The 18,307-nt window shown below is 48.5% G+C and carries 11 protein-coding genes and 1 pseudogene; 7 read left to right on the top strand and 5 right to left on the bottom strand.

Going from position 1 to position 18,307, the window contains the following annotated elements; all coding sequences use genetic code 11:
* From ABWV76_RS08125 to ABWV76_RS08105, 5 genes and pseudogenes are all read right to left on the bottom strand, one after another.
* Window positions 1-574, bottom strand: a pseudogene (locus tag ABWV76_RS08125) (hypothetical protein); the annotation flags it as partial.
* Window positions 575-963: 389 nt separating this feature from the next.
* Window positions 964-1,341, bottom strand: coding sequence for a hypothetical protein (locus tag ABWV76_RS08120; RefSeq protein ID WP_020414677.1), 378 nt, complete (start codon window positions 1,339-1,341; stop codon window positions 964-966).
* 2 nt (window positions 1,342-1,343) lie between these two features.
* Window positions 1,344-2,945: a S41 family peptidase gene (locus ABWV76_RS08115; protein ID WP_353375723.1), complete on the bottom strand. Its 1,602-nt coding sequence runs from the start codon at window positions 2,943-2,945 to the stop codon at window positions 1,344-1,346.
* Window positions 2,946-3,158: 213 nt separating this feature from the next.
* On the bottom strand, window positions 3,159-4,550 hold the full coding sequence (gene pntB / locus ABWV76_RS08110) for a Re/Si-specific NAD(P)(+) transhydrogenase subunit beta (RefSeq protein WP_353375722.1): 1,392 nt from the start codon (window positions 4,548-4,550) through the stop codon (window positions 3,159-3,161).
* 15 nt (window positions 4,551-4,565) lie between these two features.
* Window positions 4,566-6,116, bottom strand: a complete 1,551-nt coding sequence (locus tag ABWV76_RS08105; protein ID WP_020414674.1) for a Re/Si-specific NAD(P)(+) transhydrogenase subunit alpha — start codon at window positions 6,114-6,116, stop codon at window positions 4,566-4,568.
* 781 nt (window positions 6,117-6,897) lie between these two features.
* Between ABWV76_RS08105 and ABWV76_RS08100 the strand changes: the two genes are divergently transcribed.
* The 7 genes from ABWV76_RS08100 (at window position 6,898) to ABWV76_RS08070 (ending at window position 18,079) form a co-directional block, all read left to right on the top strand.
* A complete protein-coding gene (locus ABWV76_RS08100; RefSeq protein WP_353375721.1) occupies window positions 6,898-7,485 on the top strand; it encodes an ANTAR domain-containing response regulator in 588 nt (195 codons plus the stop codon).
* Between the two features lie 7 nt (window positions 7,486-7,492).
* The gene (locus ABWV76_RS08095; protein ID WP_353375720.1) at window positions 7,493-8,557 is read left to right on the top strand and encodes a CmpA/NrtA family ABC transporter substrate-binding protein; all 1,065 of its coding nucleotides are present in this window, start codon (window positions 7,493-7,495) and stop codon (window positions 8,555-8,557) included.
* 181 nt (window positions 8,558-8,738) lie between these two features.
* Complete coding sequence (locus ABWV76_RS08090; protein WP_020414670.1) at window positions 8,739-10,202, top strand: NarK family nitrate/nitrite MFS transporter; 1,464 nt, start codon at window positions 8,739-8,741, stop codon at window positions 10,200-10,202.
* The gene (locus ABWV76_RS08085; protein WP_353375719.1) at window positions 10,192-11,973 is read left to right on the top strand and encodes a bifunctional protein-serine/threonine kinase/phosphatase; all 1,782 of its coding nucleotides are present in this window, start codon (window positions 10,192-10,194) and stop codon (window positions 11,971-11,973) included. The genes ABWV76_RS08090 and ABWV76_RS08085 overlap by 11 nt, the downstream gene beginning before the upstream one ends.
* Before the next feature lie 268 nt (window positions 11,974-12,241).
* Window positions 12,242-14,779: a nitrite reductase large subunit NirB gene (gene nirB / locus ABWV76_RS08080; RefSeq protein WP_353375718.1), complete on the top strand. Its 2,538-nt coding sequence runs from the start codon at window positions 12,242-12,244 to the stop codon at window positions 14,777-14,779.
* A gap of 85 nt (window positions 14,780-14,864) precedes the next feature.
* The gene (nirD, locus tag ABWV76_RS08075; protein ID WP_353375717.1) at window positions 14,865-15,311 is read left to right on the top strand and encodes a nitrite reductase small subunit NirD; all 447 of its coding nucleotides are present in this window, start codon (window positions 14,865-14,867) and stop codon (window positions 15,309-15,311) included.
* Entirely contained in the window at window positions 15,311-18,079 is a 2,769-nt protein-coding gene (locus ABWV76_RS08070) for a nitrate reductase (RefSeq protein WP_353375716.1), read from the top strand. The genes nirD and ABWV76_RS08070 overlap by 1 nt, the downstream gene beginning before the upstream one ends.
* Window positions 18,080-18,307: the final 228 nt, after the last annotated feature.

Here is an 18,307-nt window from a genome sequence, read left to right as displayed (position 1 = left end):
CCTGTTCCCACAATTCCGGCAGGCCATCGCCGTCATAATCAAAACGATAAGCGGCATTTAGCGGTGCGATATCTTCGCCGTCTTTAACACCGTCAAAATCACTGTCACTAAGATCTATTCGGGTGCCTGCTTGGTATTCCTGCAAATTGGTGAGACCATCAAAATCATTATCCTGAGTTGCATCTTGAGCATCGTCATCATTCAAACCACGGCTGACTTCCCAGGAGGCGGGGATGCCGTCACCGTCACGGTCCCAGTTCTTATTTGGGTCTAGTGGCCATAAATCCAAACCATCTGGCACACCATCAAAATCGGTGTCTTCTTTTCTTGGGTTGGTCCTAAGTTGGAACTCAGCCAAATTGGAGAGCGTATCCATATCCAAACTAGTAAGGGCATCATCTGCTGAGTAAATATTCAACCCATAAGCGCTCTCCCAGTAATCAGGCATGCCATCCATATCAGAGTCAAAACTATCGGCATAAGACCAACTACTGAAGACTGACGCAGTGAAAAGTAAAGAAAATGAACAAGATACAGAGAATGGTACAAAACGATTCAGATCGCGACGGCGCATGGCTTCCAGCCCCCGATTATTTAAGCCTTATTTCACCTAGCAATTCCCAACAGGTGAACATCCAGATTGAAGTTTGGCGCCAATATATCTCAATCCAAAATATAAAAATACCATTTAGCTTGCACAAAATAAAATAAAATCAAATTAATAGATTTATACCAATTTGAAAGAAAAATCCTAGAATTTCAATAACTGCAGGGCAGAAAATAAGAGGCAAATTGTTAAGCGCCCGAAGAATTCAAACCAGTTGCTTTCTTATAAAAATAGCGAAAGAAAGGAAAACGGAAAAGAAAATATATTTTCATAGGAGTAGAAAAGCACTATTGATTACTGGGTGCACAATATAGAAAAATGAGAAGGCTATACCTCATTGCCTTCTTCATTTACAGCTATTGAATATTACTTTTTAACTTACAAGAAACTTGTAATTCCCATAGTTTTCCATCAGTAAGACGCTCCAGCAAGCATCTATCTCCATCAGAAACAAGCTGAAATTTAGTTGGCCGGCTATACTCACGACCAATACTTCTCATTTGCTTACGGCCAGGCTCAACAACCAGCAAGCTTTCATAAGTAAGCGCCTCAACTCCAACAGTTACCTGTATACCTCCCATAGCCTGAGAAACAACTCGCTGTAGTTCACTGTGCGCTTGTGGACTCATCTCATCAATCAGCGCGGGTTGAAGGCTTTCAGATACCCGCTGAACTCCACAACCTAAGCATACTAGAGCGATTAATAGTAACTTTGTTGTAATCAAGGCTTTCACTTTTACCTCACCATAATACGGTTACTGCGAGAAATCTCTTTTGGTACACTTACATTTGATTCAAGTAATCGATTGCTTGTACCAAATTCAGAGAACGCTTTCACCGCAACATCACCGCAGTCACCGCCCTCAATATAATTAAGCGCTGCAGCAAATCGCGCCTCATTCACATCCCCCAATAAATGATCAAAATCGTCGTCCACCTCACAACCTGGTAAATCTGCTTCAGTACCAAATGGGCCATTAGGAACAAATCCATCCGAATATTCACCAAATCCCTTGGCATTGGCACCAGAAAACTGGATTGTGAAATAAGTAGTGCCACAATTATCTAGGGGATAAAAACCGTAAGGCTTACCACAGGTGGTCTCACCGATCTGGATTACTTCCACATCCACTCCCCGCAATCCATTAATAATGGCTTCACTGGCTGAACATGTATTACCACTAGTCAAAACAAATAATCGCGGGAGATTCAGGGTCGGGAGCGGATATCCTTTTAAGGAATCATCAGCAAGTCCCAAAGCAGAAGTATGAAATGGAGTTGGATCAAGAGGTGCCCCAGTAACCGGGTTTATTTCTGGGTGTTGATCATTGAACTGCATATGTTCAAATGATTGCCCAACACTATTATCGCCAGCAATCATATAGGCTAATTCAGCCGCAATATCCAGGTAGCCTCCACCGTTGTAGCGAAGATCCAAAATCAGATCATCAATACCTTCAGATTCAAGCTCAGTAATCGCATCAATCAATTCTCCCTCTGCCTTGGCAATATGGTCATTAAACAGCATATAACCCACTTTACGATCAGAGTCAGTGGTTTCCACCTTCACATGCTGCACGGGATCTGACTCAACCTCGGCCGATACTAAAGTAACTGTCACAGGGTCAGAGGCACCCAAAGGTAGTATTTTAAACTCGTGAGACTCACCTGATTTAGCGGGCCACATGCCTTCATTCAATGTATCGACATCGCTACCATTAGCCAGGTCAACGCCGTCAACACTAATAACTTCAGCGCCGCGAGTAATGGCATCCGGCAGGCTGCTATCTTCCTGATCAAGGTAAGCAACTAGCGCTTTGCGTGGCGGTTCGCTCGATATCAATGCCCATTGCACACCATAGCCAATATATATCCCGGACTCGCTTTGAGATAGCCATTCATCCGTCGGCTCAGTGAAGTGAAAACGATCTTTTTCTCGGCCAGAGGGGGTTAAAGCGAATGTTCGCAACTCCTCAAAATAAGTCAGAGAGCTATCAAATCTCGCAGGATCCTTATCTTCGATTTCGTCATACCAAAGATAGAGTTCATTACTCATTGAACGCAGCCAGTTATTTTCATCCTGGCGTGTGCCCAATACATCAGCATAAGCAGATCCGGTTATAGGATCAGTGCCACTACGCGGTGAAACACAACGGTCGGTGAAAGTTGAGACTGGCAGAAAATTACCCTTTTCCCAGGAGCCACCAACAGGAGTAGGGTTCTCCACGCCAGTAGCCCCCCCTTCCGAGTCACTACTCCCACTTCCACAAGCCGCAAGCCCAAAGGCTCCAAGGGCAATAGCTCCCACCAAGGCCAATTTATGCAAATGGATCCCCATCCCCAGACTCCCACTTATTATTTTTCGTGAAGATATGCAAAGGACTGGAGGTTATCATTAATCAGTAAGCCGAGCGATAGCCTAATTATTACTGAAAATAAATAGCTTTCCGTGAGAAAAGAGGCTTGGAGGTACTGTAGTCCCTGGACACCAGTCCTCCAAGCCGGAGGGATTTTTTACGCTTTCCTAAAGCCGGCCAACAACGAATCAGGATTAGTCACTGACCCTGCCTAGCACGCCTTGAAGACTGTCTTTCGCATCCCCAAAAAGCATTCGTGCGTTTTCTTTATAAAAGAGTGGATTGGCAACCCCCGCATACCCCGATGCCATAGAGCGTTTTAGTACAACAACTCTGTGAGCTTTCCATACTTCTAGCACCGGCATACCGGCTATGGGAGAACCCGGCTTTTCTACCGCATCTGGGTTTACGGTGTCGTTAGCACCTATAACCAGTACCAGATCAGTACTGGGGAAATCCGGATTGATCTCATCCATTTCCAGCACTATGTCATAGGGCACATTGGCCTCAGCGAGAAGAACATTCATATGGCCAGGCAGGCGTCCCGCGACAGGGTGAATACCAAAGCGTACCATTTTACCCATGCCGCGCAGGCGATCGGTCAAGTCACTGACTGCTTGTTGCGCATGGGCAACAGCCATTCCGAACCCAGGCACGATGATAATACTATCAGCGGCCTTGAGTTCCTCGGCAAGCTCTTGCTGGTCAATCGCAATAACCTCACCATCAACCTCCTCATCGGAAACTTCACCACCATCTGAACCAAATCCACCGAGAATCACACTGATAAAGGAGCGGTTCATACCACGACACATAATATAGCTGAGTATCGCACCGGAAGAGCCAACCAGAGCCCCCACTACAATCAGCAGGTCATTGCCCAACATGAACCCGGTCGCAGCTGCGGCCCACCCTGAGTAGCTGTTCAGCATGGAAATAACCACTGGCATGTCGGCACCGCCAATCGCCGCCACAAGGTGAATGCCCAATAGCAACGCAATAGCAGTCATCAGGAGGAGATTTATAACCGTCCCCGCATGTACATCTGCAGGTACAAATAAAACCCCCAATACAATACAGGCCAGGATTGCAATTAAATTCAACCAGTGACGAGCTGGCAGCATTAATGGCTTGCCGGAAACTAATCCCTGCAACTTACAGAAGGCAACCAAAGAACCAGTGAGAGTTATCGCACCGATAAAAACACCGAGATAAATTTCAGTGCTGTGTACAACATGGGCAGCACCGTGCAGAGTAATTCGAGGATCAAGGAAGCCCCCCCAACCAATCAACACTGCAGCGAGGCCAACAAAGCTATGCAGCAATGCCACCATTTGCGGCATTTGAGTCATGGCGACACGCCTGGCCAGGGAGAGCCCTATCACAGCACCTACAACCATTGCGATAGCCACCATCCAATAAGCTCCGGTAGCCACGCCTGAGATTGTGGCAATTATGGCAACTGCCATGCCCACCATGCCATAAATATTTCCGCGACGAGCTGTCTCATGGCTTGACAAGCCTCCGAGACTTAAAATAAACATCACCGCAGAGAAGAGATAAGCCATTGCAATCATACCGTTCATTACACTCTCCCTCCCTTACCGGCGAAACATTTTCAGCATACGGTAGGTCACAAAGAATCCACCGAATATATTAATACTGGCAACCAGTACACCAATAAATGCGAGCAAAGTTACCAAACCAGAACCAGTAACTCCGAGCTGTACCAGCGCCCCGACAATTACGATTCCAGAAATTGCATTGGTCACACTCATCAGAGGCGTATGTAATGCATGAGTGACATTCCAGATTACTTGCCAACCGACAAAAACTGCCAGTACAAAAACAGTAAAGTGGGAAACAAAATCAGGTGGAGCAACCCGCCCCAACCAAAGGAGTAAAACAGCGGCAACGGCCCAAAAAATAAAGATAGACAGAGGCGACCTTCGTTTTTCAGCCTTCTCCTCAGTAATCACCTTCACTTGTTCAGCAGCTTTACTGGCTGCTTTTGGCTGTGCAGAAATTTTAGGTGCAGGAGGTGGCCAGGTAATTTCTCCAGACTTAACCACTGTTGCACCACGGATAACTTCATCATCAAAATTTAGGTTTATGGTCCCGTCTTTCTCTGGAGTCAATTCTCCAATCAGGTGAGCAAGGTTGGTTGAATACAATCTGGAGGACTGAGCTGCGGCACGACTAGGCAAATTGGTATACCCAATAATAGTGACACCACTCCTCTCAATCTTTTCATGCGGCACTGTATAATCACAATTTCCACCCATTTCCGCTGCCAAATCCACTACCACCGATCCTTTCGACATGCTGTCAACCATATCGGCAAGCCATAGTTTCGGCGCTGGCTTACCAGGTATCAAAGCAGTGGTAATAACAATGTCCACATCCTTGGCCTGCTCCCGAAATAGAGCCATTTCAGCCTCGATAAACTCCTTGGACATTTCCTTGGCATATCCGCCAGAGCCAGAACCTTCCTCCTCTATTTCAACAGTCAGGAACTCCGCTCCCATAGACTCAACCTGCTCACGCACTTCTGCACGGGTATCGAAAGCACGCACTATCGCTCCCATACTTTTTGCTGTTCCAATAGCAGAGAGACCAGCAACTCCGGCTCCAATAACGAGTACTTTTGCAGGGGGGATTTTTCCCGCAGCGGTAATCTGCCCGGTAAAGAAGCGTCCGAAGTTATGTGCGGCTTCGATGACCGCTCGATAACCGGCAATATTGGCCATGGAGCTAAGAGCATCCATCTTTTGTGCGCGGGAGATTCTTGGGACTGATTCAATGGCCAGGGCGTTAATATTTCGTTCAGAAAGTTTCTGCAGAAGCTCAGCATTTTGCGCTGGCTTCAGAAAGGCAATCAATGTAGCCCCCTCGGGAATAAGAGCCAGCTCAGCATCACTAGGTGCTTGTACCTTTAAAACTACTCCGGCACCTGCCAGACACTGTTGCATATCCTCGCGAATTTCTGCACCGGCTTCAGCATAAGCTTCATCAGTAAAGCTGGCCTTTTCGCCGGCTCCCTTCTCCACCGCTATAGAAAATCCCATATCGCGCAAACGCTTTACGCTATCAGGAGTTGCCGCAACACGAGTTTCCCCCTCTGCGGTCTCTCTAGGTATGGCTATTATCACCGCCGTGCCCCTCTTAGTTAGTATTATGAACTTACAGCTACATCTACCTCAAAAAGTATTGGACTGCCCAATTTATAAACAACTCGAGTGTAAACCTCGCAACAAGGGATGAAAAGAGGAATAGTCTGATAGCGGTAATTGGCGAAATTTATAAGACTATTAATTGGAATGGCCTTGTGAAAGAGATAACCATTAAACAATAAACCGTCTCAACTGAAACTGTATTTAATCAACGGCAACTCCCAGGCTCCCCTTGGGACAATCTACTTAGTTTTGTATGGATAAAAAATAACCCATATGCACATCAAAATTTCCTTCCCTTATTCAGATCCTGGCTATGAAGCCCTAAGATGGCTTTTGCAATGACCGTCCTTAAGACAAATTAGACTTTAGCGACTATTTAAAATAGAAAAATTTACAATTCAAAACTATAAGAATTAGCCGATTTTTATCTGTATGCCATCTAATACTGGGACGGATATCCTTGTAAATATGCATGGAGGTTACAGAAAACCAATAATAAGAAAATTTTAGAATATAACTTTCAGCCATCGAAACTAATCACGGTTTTATGCAGGCTATTTCGAATAAAGCCCCCCACTTGTGCAAGAAATGCAATATACGCAGAATATCGCACCAGGAAATAGCAGTAACAGCCACTCTAACTTCATGGAAATAGAAGAAGATATTTTGTTTATCCCTCCTTGCACGCTTGGCATAACTATTGATTGACACTTGGATAAGTGTATAGAAATCATTTAACGAGTGCCGCAGTAATACAGTGACTAACGCAAGCCCCGCCATCATGCTGGTCGATGACCATTCCGAGCGTGCTCACCTTGTTTGTGAGCGATTACGCGCAGCCGGGTACACTGTTGTTGCCCAGATTAATAGTGCTGAGGGATTACTTTTCCAGGTAGAGAAATATCGCCCCGATGTAGTGCTGATCGATATTGAATCCCCAGACAGGGACATTCTTGAAAGCCTGGCAATTGTCAATCGTGAAGCGCCGACCCCCGTAGCCATGTTCTCCAGTAGTGGCAATGCCGAGTTCATCAGTCGTGCCGTCGAGTCCGGAGTGAGCGCCTATATGGCCGAGGGCATTACGGCAGAGAAGGTAACACCAGCCATAGAAATAGCCATGGCGCAATTTAGAAATTTCCAGCAACTGCGCCAATCCCTGGAGCGAACCCAACAACAGCTAACAGAGAGAAAAACCATTGAGCGGGCCAAGGGATTATTGATGGCCAAGAAAAAACTCAGCGAGGAAGACGCACATAAAACGCTGCGCAATCTTGCTATGAGCAGTAACTCCACCATGCGTGCAGTTGCCGAACAAATTATCCACTATTTCCAGAGCGAGCATTAACTTACCGATGTCACTATCTCTGCGCCCGGAAAAGACTTCAATAAAATTGTTATACCTGCGCCTGACCGACAGTGCGCCCTTAATTATCGCCAAGGAGAAGGGCTACTTTCATCAGCTTGGCCTGGATGTGCAGCTACACAGGGAAACCTCCTGGGCAACCCTGCGTGACAAGCTGATCGGACGTAAAGCAGACGCTGCTGCTATGCTAGCGCCGATGCCGCTGGCACTGAAGCAGGCTCTGCCAAACTGTCGGGAACAGCTCTTAAGCGGGCTTATCCTTAGCTGTAACGGCAATGCCATTACCTTATCGGAAGACCTTTTCCATCGCTTGCAAAACTATATCAGCGGCAGTTCACAAGCTGATATCGCCGCGGCACTCAAGCGGTACCTACTGGATAATGCAGGCTCCACCCCGGTGAGGCTCGCTACGGTATACCCTTTTTCCAGTCACAGTTTACAGTTGCGACACTGGCTGCGCTCAGCAAATATTGACCCAGACAGGGAAATACAGTTGGTAGTGCTGCCCCCGGAGCAGATGCTGCAGAACCTTCATAGTGGTGTTATCGATGGCTATTGTGTGGGTGAGCCCTGGAATACCCTCGCCGCTCACAAAGGAGCCGGTGCAATCATCACAGCCTGTAACAGCCTACTGCCAGCTATGCCGGAAAAAGTCCTGGCAGTTACTAAAAGCTGGCATGAAGCTCATCCCGCCACACACCTGGCTTTACGCGCTGCATTACTTCAAGCCTGCACTTGGCTTGCCGCACGGGGAAACCGTCGTATAGCTGCAGGTCTGCTATCACAGAAACAGTATCTTGACTTACCCGAAACACTAATTCAGCTCTCACTCAGTGATCAAATCCTGTTCCGCAGGGATGCAGCGATCATTGCCAATCCAGGCTGGCACCTCTTCGCCCACAAGGACAATGTTAGTGGCCGACCTTGCGCAGACAAGGCAAGTCAGCTGTTGGAGATGTGCAAGGGCTTTAGTGAAGCATCCCCCCAGGCAGAGAAGGCCTTTAGAGCCGACCTCTACCGGCAAACCGTGGACTTTCTACTCTCAAAAAAATAGTGGCACATTAATTGAATGGAAATATTTCGATGATGCAATTGCCTTCCCTCTGGCGCATCAGCACGGTGAAGTGGTTATTCGCCGAAAATCACGGGCAACGAAGTCCATCGACTACAGTCTACCGGCTGTGGCTATGGGCTTTTTTTTGTGCCTGCGGAATTAGCAAATAAAGGAAATGCGCATGTCCAGTGATACACTCAATCTATTCTCGTTCCGCGGGAAGATAAAAATCCTTCACCTTACCTGGGTGGCTTTTTTTATCACCTTCTTTGCCTGGTTTAACCATGCTCCCCTATTAATGGCAATTGCCAAGAGCTTATCGCTTAGTCCGGATCAAGTTAAAACCCTACTGATCCTAAATGTGGCTCTGACTATTCCTGCTCGCATCGTAATAGGAATGCTGACAGATAAATATGGTCCACGGCTCACCTACTCTCTCCTGCTGGCGATTGGTAGCGTGCCTTGTTTTATTTTTGCCCTGGCAGACAATTTTGTGCAGGCGGCAATAGGCCGCTTCCTGCTCGGGTTTATTGGTGCGGGGTTCGTGGTCGGCATTCGCATGGTATCGGAGTGGTTCCCAGCCCGCCAACTGGGAACTGCCGAAGGCATTTATGGGGGCTGGGGTAACTTTGGCTCCGCTGCCGCAGCTATGTCCCTACCAACCATTGCACTGTTTTTTGGAGGCGATGATGGTTGGCGCTACGCCATTGGCCTTACAGGAGTGATTGCGCTTGTATACAGCGTGATTTACTACTTCTCGGTTACCGACACCCCCAAGGGGTCTACCTATTTTAAACCAAAGAAAATTGGTGCAATGGAAGTTACCAGCACTGGGGATTTTGTCCTCTTGTTGGTGATGAAAGTACCTATGTATGCAGCTCTGGCACTGCTCACCTGGAAACTATCCAGCGGAGTCAACTTAATATCCAGCCTCACTGCAAATCTGATTTATTGCGGACTGGTAGTACTTTATCTATTGGACGCACGAAAAACCTACAGTATTAATCGGGAGGTACTCAGTAACCCTCCTGCACCTGTGCACCGTTATAAATTCAAGCAGGTCGCTGTTTTGAACCTACTCTACTTTGCAACATTCGGTTCTGAGCTGGCCGTGGTCTCCATGTTACCCCTGTTCTTCTCCGAGACTTTTACCCTGGATCCGGTAAAGGCTGGCTTATTGGCTTCCGCCTACGCTTTTATGAACCTGATGTCGCGCCCAGCGGGAGGACTGATCAGTGATCGCTGGGGACGTAAGCCGACTCTGCTGATACTGACTGCAGGCCTCGCTTTGGGTTACTTCGCCATGAGTTTGATCGATGCAGAATGGCCACTGTACCTGGCCGTTGCGGCTGCTATGGCCTGTTCCTTCTTCGTACAGGCTGGTGAAGGGGCCGTATTCGCTGTTGTTCCTCTAATCAAGCGTCGACTTACCGGGCAGATCGCCGGAATGACAGGGGCTTATGGCAATGTGGGAGCAGTGTTCTACCTTACAGTGCTAAGCATGGTGTCCTACCAGACTTTCTTCCTGGTCATCTGCGCCACGGCAGTACTCGGTTTTACTGCCCTGTTAATGCTGGAAGAACCAGAAGGACAAATGGCGGAAGTACTTCCCGATGGCAGCGTATCCATGATCGATGTCGCATGACAGCGGTATAAAAATAACTGCGGGACTGAAAGGTGACAGTCCCGCTACCACAAACTGTAGGCGGGGCAATTACTATGGTGCCTTGCAGCTGTTTAGTGCCTCCTGTGCCGGTCTTCGGCAGCATAATGATGACGCCTGCGCGGTCAGGCTTCCGGAAGGAGCCGAGCTACAGCGCCACGGCAGCCTCGCAGCGCTCGCTGATGGAGTTGCCAATGCAGAGGCTGGCGGCGAGGCAGCTCGAGCCGCTATCAATGGTTTTTTTTCTGACTACTACAGTACTCCGGAAACCTGGTCGACCAAACACGCCGTCGCACGTGTATTACATTCCCTCAACAGCTGGCTTTTCCGTCAGAGTGGCGGCAGCACTGAAATCCAGCGAGGATGGCTGACTACTTTCTCCGCCGTTATATTCAAAGGTACCAGCGCTCACCTGGTACATATTGGAGACTCTAGAATTTATCGTCTGAGAAATAGCAGACTGGAATACCTTAGCCGTGATCACAGCCATACCCTTGGCCCGGGGCGTACCTTTCTAAGTCGCGCATTGGGTATGGATGCGCATATTGACGTGGACTACCGCTGTGAAGCTTTACAAGCAGGTGATGTTTTCCTGCTCAGTAGTGATGGTATCCACGATTTCCTACAGGAAGATACTATTAAGGCGCTGCTGCAGAATTTCTGTGCCTACACTCCGCAACAGCTAATTGATACAGCCTTACAAGCAGGATCCACAGACAACTTAAGCGCAATAGTTTGCAGGGTAAACTCCGTTGGCCTACCCGAGTGTGATGAATTGGCAATGCGCAATCGAGAATTGCCATTTGCGCCGGACCTGCGCCCGGGACAGAAACTCGATAACTTTCAAATTCTACAGGAACTGCACGCCAGCAATCGCAGCCACCTGTATTTGGCACGAGACCAGGACACAGACAAGCTTCGAGTAATTAAAACCCCCTCGGTCAATTTTTGTGATGATCCCCTATATATCGAGCGTTTTGTTGCCGAGGAATGGACCGGACGAAGAATAACTCACCCTGGAATTATTAAAGTTTTCGCTCCCAACAAAGAGCGGCGTTGCCTTTACCATATTCTCGAATATATTGAAGGCCAGACTTTACGGCAGTGGATGCAATTAAACCCACAACCACAAATCCCCCAGGTACGGGATATCCTCGGGCAACTGGTCAGTGCTCTGCGAAGCCTGCAGCGCATGGAAATCGTTCACGGCGATCTCAAACCAGAAAATATTATGATGCGCAATGACGGGCGCCTCGTAATTATTGATCTGGGTGGTGCTGATGGTCCCGGACTCAGAGAACAATTACACTTATCCGGCGAATGTGCCCCCGGTAGCAAGAATTACACAGCACCGGAGTTCTTTTTTGGTGATAGCGCCAGTCACCGCTCAGATATATTTTCCCTCGGAGTAATCACCTATGAACTTCTCACCGGTAAATATCCCTATCCAGAGCGTCTCGGCAATTATCACTACCATCTGAAAAGTTACAGCCAGATGCAATTTACCAGGGCTTCCCGGTATCGGGACGATATTCCGCACTGGATAGATGGAGCTTTACACAAAGCCTGTGCGGCAGATCCAAAGAAACGCTACATCGCACTATCGGAATTTATCCAGGATTTGCAGGTTCCAAATCCAGAATTCAAGTTGCCAAATAAGCGCCCACTCCTGGAACGTAATCCTCTGCTGTGTTGGCAGTTACTGGCTCTATTATTACTGCTCTCACATCTGCTCTATTTCTTCTGGCTCTAGCACACAGGATTTGAATAAGCACTTTCAATGCGCAAGAAATTTCCGCATGCACTAATTTGTCGCAGATATCGTAGACAATCGAGCCAAAACGCCACCATTTCTATAAATAAAAGTTGGCATGGAGATTGAATGTATTTAATTACCAACAAAATACTCCCCTATTTCGAGGCAACGGCGCCTGTACTCTTCGGCAGAAGAGGAGGCGCCCTTGCTACTTTTCCTGGGCCTGCCCCTGCCGAACAAACAAATTGAGACGGCAGGAATGTAAATGAGAGTAAATACAGAGAAACAAAAGCTGATCGTGATTGGCAACGGTATGGTGGGACACCATTTCCTTGAACAGCTGGCCAATCATCAAAAATCCACAAGTTTTGAAATTTCCATTTTCTGTGCAGAACCAAGGCCAGCCTATGATCGGGTTCATCTGTCTGAATATTTTTCTGGTCTCAGTACAGAAGACCTGGCTATGGGTAAAACTGAGCAATACCAGCAATGGGGATTTGAGCTTCTGCTCAACGACCGGGTTGAGGAGATTGATAGAAAAAATAAAATGGTCACCGCTGCCAGCGGCATCACTCGCTCCTACGACCAGCTAATACTCGCCACCGGCTCCTATCCATTTGTGCCGCCAATTCCGGGCCATCAGCACGAGCGCTGTTTCGTCTACCGGACCATCGAAGACTTGGATGCAATCCGTTCTGCTGCCATGAATGCCAAAACAGGTGTTGTAGTTGGCGGCGGCCTGCTCGGCCTTGAGGCTGCCAATGCATTAAAGACTCTGGGGCTCGAAGCTCATGTAGTGGAGTTTGCACCGGGGTTAATGGCCACCCAGCTCGATGACGGCGGTTCAACACTGTTACGCAATAAAATTGAAGACCTGGGGGTCCAGGTGCATACCAGTACAGCCACCGAACTCATTGAAGAAGTGGATGGTCGCCTGTGTATGCAATTTAAAGGGGATAGGAAACTTATCACCGATATGATTGTATTCTCCGCCGGTATTCGCCCCCAAGACTCACTCGCAAAATCTTCGGGCCTACAAACCGGAGAGCGAGGCGGCATAGTTATTGACAGCAGTTGCCGAACCTCGGACCCGGATATTTTTGCTATCGGTGAATGCGCCCTGTACGAAAATCAAATATTTGGTCTAGTCGCGCCGGGATATAGTATGGCGCGTACAGCTGTTGCCCAGCTGGTTGGAGAAGAGGAAAATTTCACCGGCGCCGATATGAGTACCAAACTCAAGCTTCTCGGGGTTCAGGTAGGTTCTATTGGTGACGCCCATGGACGCAGTGACGGTGCTGCCGCTATCACTTTCGTCGATGAGCAGAGCGGCATCTATAAACGCATGATTACCGATAGCACCGGGAAACAATTACTCGGCGCCGTAATGGTTGGCGATACCAGTGAATATGATAGCCTGCTGCAATATCACCTGAATAATATCGAGTTGCCCGAACACCCGGAGCAACTAATTTTACCTGCAGCAGAAGGTGCAACTCCTACCCTGGGTGCAGCAGCCCTTCCAGCAACCGCTACAGTGTGTTCCTGTCATAATGTGAGTAAGGGCCAGATCGTCGATGTTATTGCCGGAGGTTGCCACTCCCTAGCTGAAGTCAAGGAAGTAACCAAGGCTTCCACTGGTTGTGGTGGCTGCACCGCCTTGCTGAAGGATATTGTTGACGACGAGCTGGCCGCACTGGGCATGGAAGTAAACAATCATCTCTGCGCTCACTTCCCCTTCTCACGCCAGGAGTTATTTCACATTATTCAGGTGGAGGAAATTAAAACCTTTGCCGGACTGCTGGAAAAACATGGCAACGGTCATGGCTGTGAGGTCTGTAAACCCACCGTAGCCTCCATACTCGCCTCTTTATGGAATGAGCATATTCTCGAGCAGTCCCATGTCGGACTGCAGGATACCAATGACACTTTTATGGCGAATATGCAGAAAAATGGCAGCTACTCAGTAGTGCCTCGTATTCCCGGTGGTGAAATTACGCCGGAAAAGTTGATTGTTATTGGTGAAGTCGCTAAACGTTATAACCTCTATACAAAAATTACCGGTGGTCAGCGTATCGATCTATTTGGTGCGAGGCTGGAGCAACTACCGGAAATCTGGAGTGAACTGATTGACGCAGGCTTTGAAACCGGCCATGCCTACGGAAAGTCTCTGCGTACAGTCAAATCCTGTGTCGGCAGTACCTGGTGTCGCTTCGGAGTGCAAGACAGTGTTTCCATGGCTCTGCTTGTGGAAAATCGCTATAAGGGCCTTCGCTCACCACACAAAATTAAAATGGCGATATCGGGTTGCACCCGTGAATGTGCTGAAGCGCAGAGCAAAGATGTGGGAGTAATCGCCACCGAAAAAGGTTGGAACCTTTTTGTCTGTGGGAATGGAGGCATGCGCCCTCGCCATGCAGATTTATTTGCCACCGATCTGGATAGCGAAACCCTGATCCGTTATATCGACCGATTTTTAATGTTTTACGTACGTACTGCCGATAAATTACAGCGCACATCTGTATGGCTCGAAAATCTCGACGGCGGTCTCGATTACCTGCGTGAAGTCATTATTGATGACAAGCTGGATATCTGTGTGGAGCTGGAGGCGCAGATGAAACGTGTAGTCAATACCTACCAGTGTGAATGGAAAACTGCGGTCAACGATCCCGAAAAGCTCAAACGTTTTCGCCAGTTTGTCAATAGTGACCAATCAGATGAAAAAATAATTTTTGTCAAAGAGCGTGGTCAGCCACGACCGGCAACTGTGGAAGAAATTGTGGAAACCGCAGAGTCCGCATGACACCAACCCGGCAGCTTAACCCACCGGCCCGCAAATGATGAAGACTTCACTTTTTAATCTCTTAAAGTCTTGAAAGGAAATTATTATGAGCTTAGCCGCACTGCAACAAAGCAACACAAATTCAATTGCCATAACCCACCCCCAATGGTTACCAATCTGTCAGCGATCAGATCTGGTGAATAACTCAGGGGTGTGTGCCCTTTGGGGTGATACCTCTATATACCCTACGGAGATGTTCAGTAGAGCCAATAAAATTATTGAACAGAGAAGTATCGCCCTATTTTTTTTACCCGACCAGGAGCAACAGCTTTATGCCGTTGACAACTGGGACCCGATCGCACAAGCTGGCGTAATTGCAAGAGGAATTATTGCGGAAATGGAGGGGGAATTGACTGTTGCTTCCCCACTTTATAAACACCACTTCCGCCTAAGCGATGGAGTCTGCATGGAAGATAGCAATATCAGGCTTGCCACCTACCCACTGGCACTTTATGAGGATAAGGTTTACATCGGCTGCAATAAGATACAGTAATGGCAGTAACGGAATTTTTGAGCGCGCGCCGCTCCTGCACTACCTGCCCCTATTGCGGCGTAGGCTGTGGAGTAACGGTCGACAAGGAAGAGCGCGCGGACACTACGGCTATAAAAGTCAGTGGCGATACCCAACATCCCGCTAATTTTGGCAAACTTTGTGTCAAAGGCGCCGCGCTTGGGGAAACCCTCGGTGAACGTGATAGGCTGCTACGTCCTCGCTTGCACGGAAAGGAGTGTGACTGGGATAGTGCCATGTCCTATGTGGCCGATAGCTTTGCGCAAAATATCCGTGAATATGGTCCAGACTCCGTAGCCTTTTATCTCTCCGGGCAGCTACTTACCGAAGATTACTATGTTGCCAATAAACTGATGAAGGGATTTATTGGCAGCGCTAATATCGATACCAATTCACGTCTGTGCATGTCCTCAGCAGTTGTCGGGTATAAACGTGCATTTGGAGCAGACGCCGTACCTTGCTGCTACGGTGACCTGGAACACACAGACCTTATTATATTAATTGGCTCCAATGCCGCCTGGACCCATCCAATCCTTTTCCAGCGCATGCAGGCAGGCAGTGCAAAACTGGTCGTCATAGACCCTCGTGCGAGTGCTACCAGTGAAATGGCCGACCTACACCTCGCTATTATTCCAGGCAGTGATGCATCCCTGTTTAACGGCTTGCTTAATTTCCTCGCACAGCACAATCAACTTGATCATCAATATATTCAGCAACACACTCAGGGCTTTGAGGATACCCTCGTCGCAGCTCAGCACTGGTCTCTTCAACAAACCGCGCTGGCCTGTGGAATATCTACAGAAAAATTACAGGCATTCTTTCAGCTGTTTGCCGAAACAGAAAAAACAATCAGCTTTTATTCCCAGGGTATCAACCAATCCAGCAGTGGTAGCGATAAAAACAACGCTATCATCAATTGTCACCTGGCTACAGGGCGCATTGGAAAAACGGGAACGGGCCCTTTCTCAATCACGGGACAACCCAATGCCATGGGGGGGCGTGAAGTGGGTGGCCTTGCGAATATGCTCGCTGCCCATATGGAATTCGATATGGATGCCATTGATCGGGTAGGCCGTTTCTGGTGCGCTCCGCAGGTCGCACTGACTCCCGGATTAAAAGCAGTAGATATGTTCCGCGCAGTGGAAAGTGGGCAGATTAAGGCCATCTGGATTATGGCCACCAATCCTGCAGTGAGCATGCCAGAGGCAGACCGAGTGGCAGAAGCGCTGCGCAAGTGTCCGCTGGTAGTTGTTTCCGATTGTATTGCCGATACAGATACCGCACGGTGTGCCGATGTACTGTTACCAGCTACTAGCTGGGGAGAGAAAAATGGCACGGTTACCAATGCAGAACGGCGTATCTCCCGGCAAAGGCCCTTCCAGGAACCAAGCGGAGAGGCTCGGCATGACTGGCAGGCCATTTGTGACTTGGCAGGTCGTCTGGGATTCGAGGACCAATTCAGCTATTCACATCCCGCAGATATTTTCCGCGAGCACGCTCAATTATCCGGCTTTGAAAATAACGGTAGCCGAGCCTTTGATATTTCCCTCTTTGGGAATATCCAACGCAGTGACTACGACAAGCTACAACCGGTGCAGTGGCCGGTCAATACTGCAAACCCCAACGGCAGTGCACGCTTGTTTGGAGATGGAAGATTTTTTACCGAAAGCGGACGCGCTAATTTTATTCCTATCACACCCCGCTCTCCCCAGCAGCAAATTAATAAGGCCTACCCATTGTGGCTCAATAGCGGACGCATGCGTGACCAGTGGCATACTATGACCCGCACCGGCCGCTCACGCAAGCTGCTCGACCACAGCGAAATTGCTGAGGTTCAGATCAATCCGAGAGATGCCAGGGAATACGGTGTTGACGAGGGAGCCCTGGTAGAGCTGCGCAGTGCGCAGGGCAGAATGTGCGGACGCGCAGCGCTAAATGCCGCACAAAAACATGGAGAGTTATTTGCGCCCATCCACTGGAGCCAAACTCTTGCGCAGGAGTCCAAAGTCAGCGCCCTTACCGAAGCAGTTGTTGATCCCCTATCAGGCCAACCCGAGTTCAAACAGGTACCAGTTCAACTACAGCCCCTCGAATGCCACAGTTATGCCACCCTGATCTGCCCTGATCCAGTAGCCAAAAGTCTATGGCAGTGGTTACAAACACATAACGACAGCAACCTCCTGCACTGGTACAGAGTGCCTTGTGATGGTGGTTATCGCTTTGAGCTGGCTCTGTGCCATCCCCTGGATGGCCGCAAGTTAGGTGCAATGCTATTGCAAGATATCCCCGATATTCACTGGCAACAGGTCGAGACGTTAAAGAGTCAGCGCTGGCTGGCCTATAGCGATGAATTCCAACTACTGATTATTGCTAATAACGACTGGCACAACCTACCGGATCGACGGACTCTAGAGCGCTATTTGCAACTCGATATGCCCCAAATTCCAGCTCAACTGCTACACCCTATCCCAGCCGGTGTGCGTATGGTCTGCACCTGTATGCAGATTTCCCGGCCGCAGATCGAGCAAGCAATTGGAAATGGCATCCACTCCGTAGAAGCGCTAGGTCATGCACTCGGGTGTGGAACCCGCTGCGGTTCTTGTAAACCGGAAATATCTTCCCTGATCCGCACAGCGCGGGAAAGTGGTGTTTCCGGACAGGCAGTAGCCGCTACGATGGAGACCGAAGTGGTTAAGTCTGCCAAAAATAAGCACAAAGAACTTAAAGAAAACTACGCAGCTGGCGCCTAGGAAGTCCTTTTGAATTAACAGAAGGGTCCAATTCATCCCCGCAATATCCCCAAGACAATAACTATCTGTGGATGAAATTATTTCCTTTAGAGGCTGACCTGCCGATTTAGAGCAGAAAGGCCTCTATTATGGCGTTGCAAGGGCCCTCTCAAGTTAATATCAACTTTATTCCCTCTACAATTAAGGCCGATATATCTAGCGCGTCATAGCGAAGCTTTTCAATCAAGC

Origin of the sequence: Microbulbifer sp. NBRC 101763 (assembly GCF_040371615.1) — a bacterium.
GTDB classification, from domain to species: Bacteria; Pseudomonadota; Gammaproteobacteria; order Pseudomonadales; family Cellvibrionaceae; genus Microbulbifer; species Microbulbifer variabilis.
The sequence above is the reverse complement of the archived record's forward strand: the minus strand, read 5'-3'. Positions and strand labels throughout refer to the sequence as shown.

What these genes read in the sequence shown, in the direction of transcription:
- ABWV76_RS08115 (WP_353375723.1), bottom strand. Translation starts at nt 2,945, where the DNA reads ATGGGGATCCATTTGCATAAATTGGCCTTGGTGGGAGCTATTGCCCTT.
- pntB (WP_353375722.1), bottom strand. Translation starts at nt 4,550, where the DNA reads ATGAACGGTATGATTGCAATGGCTTATCTCTTCTCTGCGGTGATGTTT.
- ABWV76_RS08095 (WP_353375720.1), top strand. Translation starts at nt 7,493, where the DNA reads ATGTCACTATCTCTGCGCCCGGAAAAGACTTCAATAAAATTGTTATAC.
- ABWV76_RS08090 (WP_020414670.1), top strand. Translation starts at nt 8,739, where the DNA reads ATGTCCAGTGATACACTCAATCTATTCTCGTTCCGCGGGAAGATAAAA.
- ABWV76_RS08085 (WP_353375719.1), top strand. Translation starts at nt 10,192, where the DNA reads ATGTCGCATGACAGCGGTATAAAAATAACTGCGGGACTGAAAGGTGAC.
- nirB (WP_353375718.1), top strand. Translation starts at nt 12,242, where the DNA reads ATGAGAGTAAATACAGAGAAACAAAAGCTGATCGTGATTGGCAACGGT.
- nirD (WP_353375717.1), top strand. Translation starts at nt 14,865, where the DNA reads ATGAGCTTAGCCGCACTGCAACAAAGCAACACAAATTCAATTGCCATA.
- ABWV76_RS08070 (WP_353375716.1), top strand. Translation starts at nt 15,311, where the DNA reads ATGGCAGTAACGGAATTTTTGAGCGCGCGCCGCTCCTGCACTACCTGC.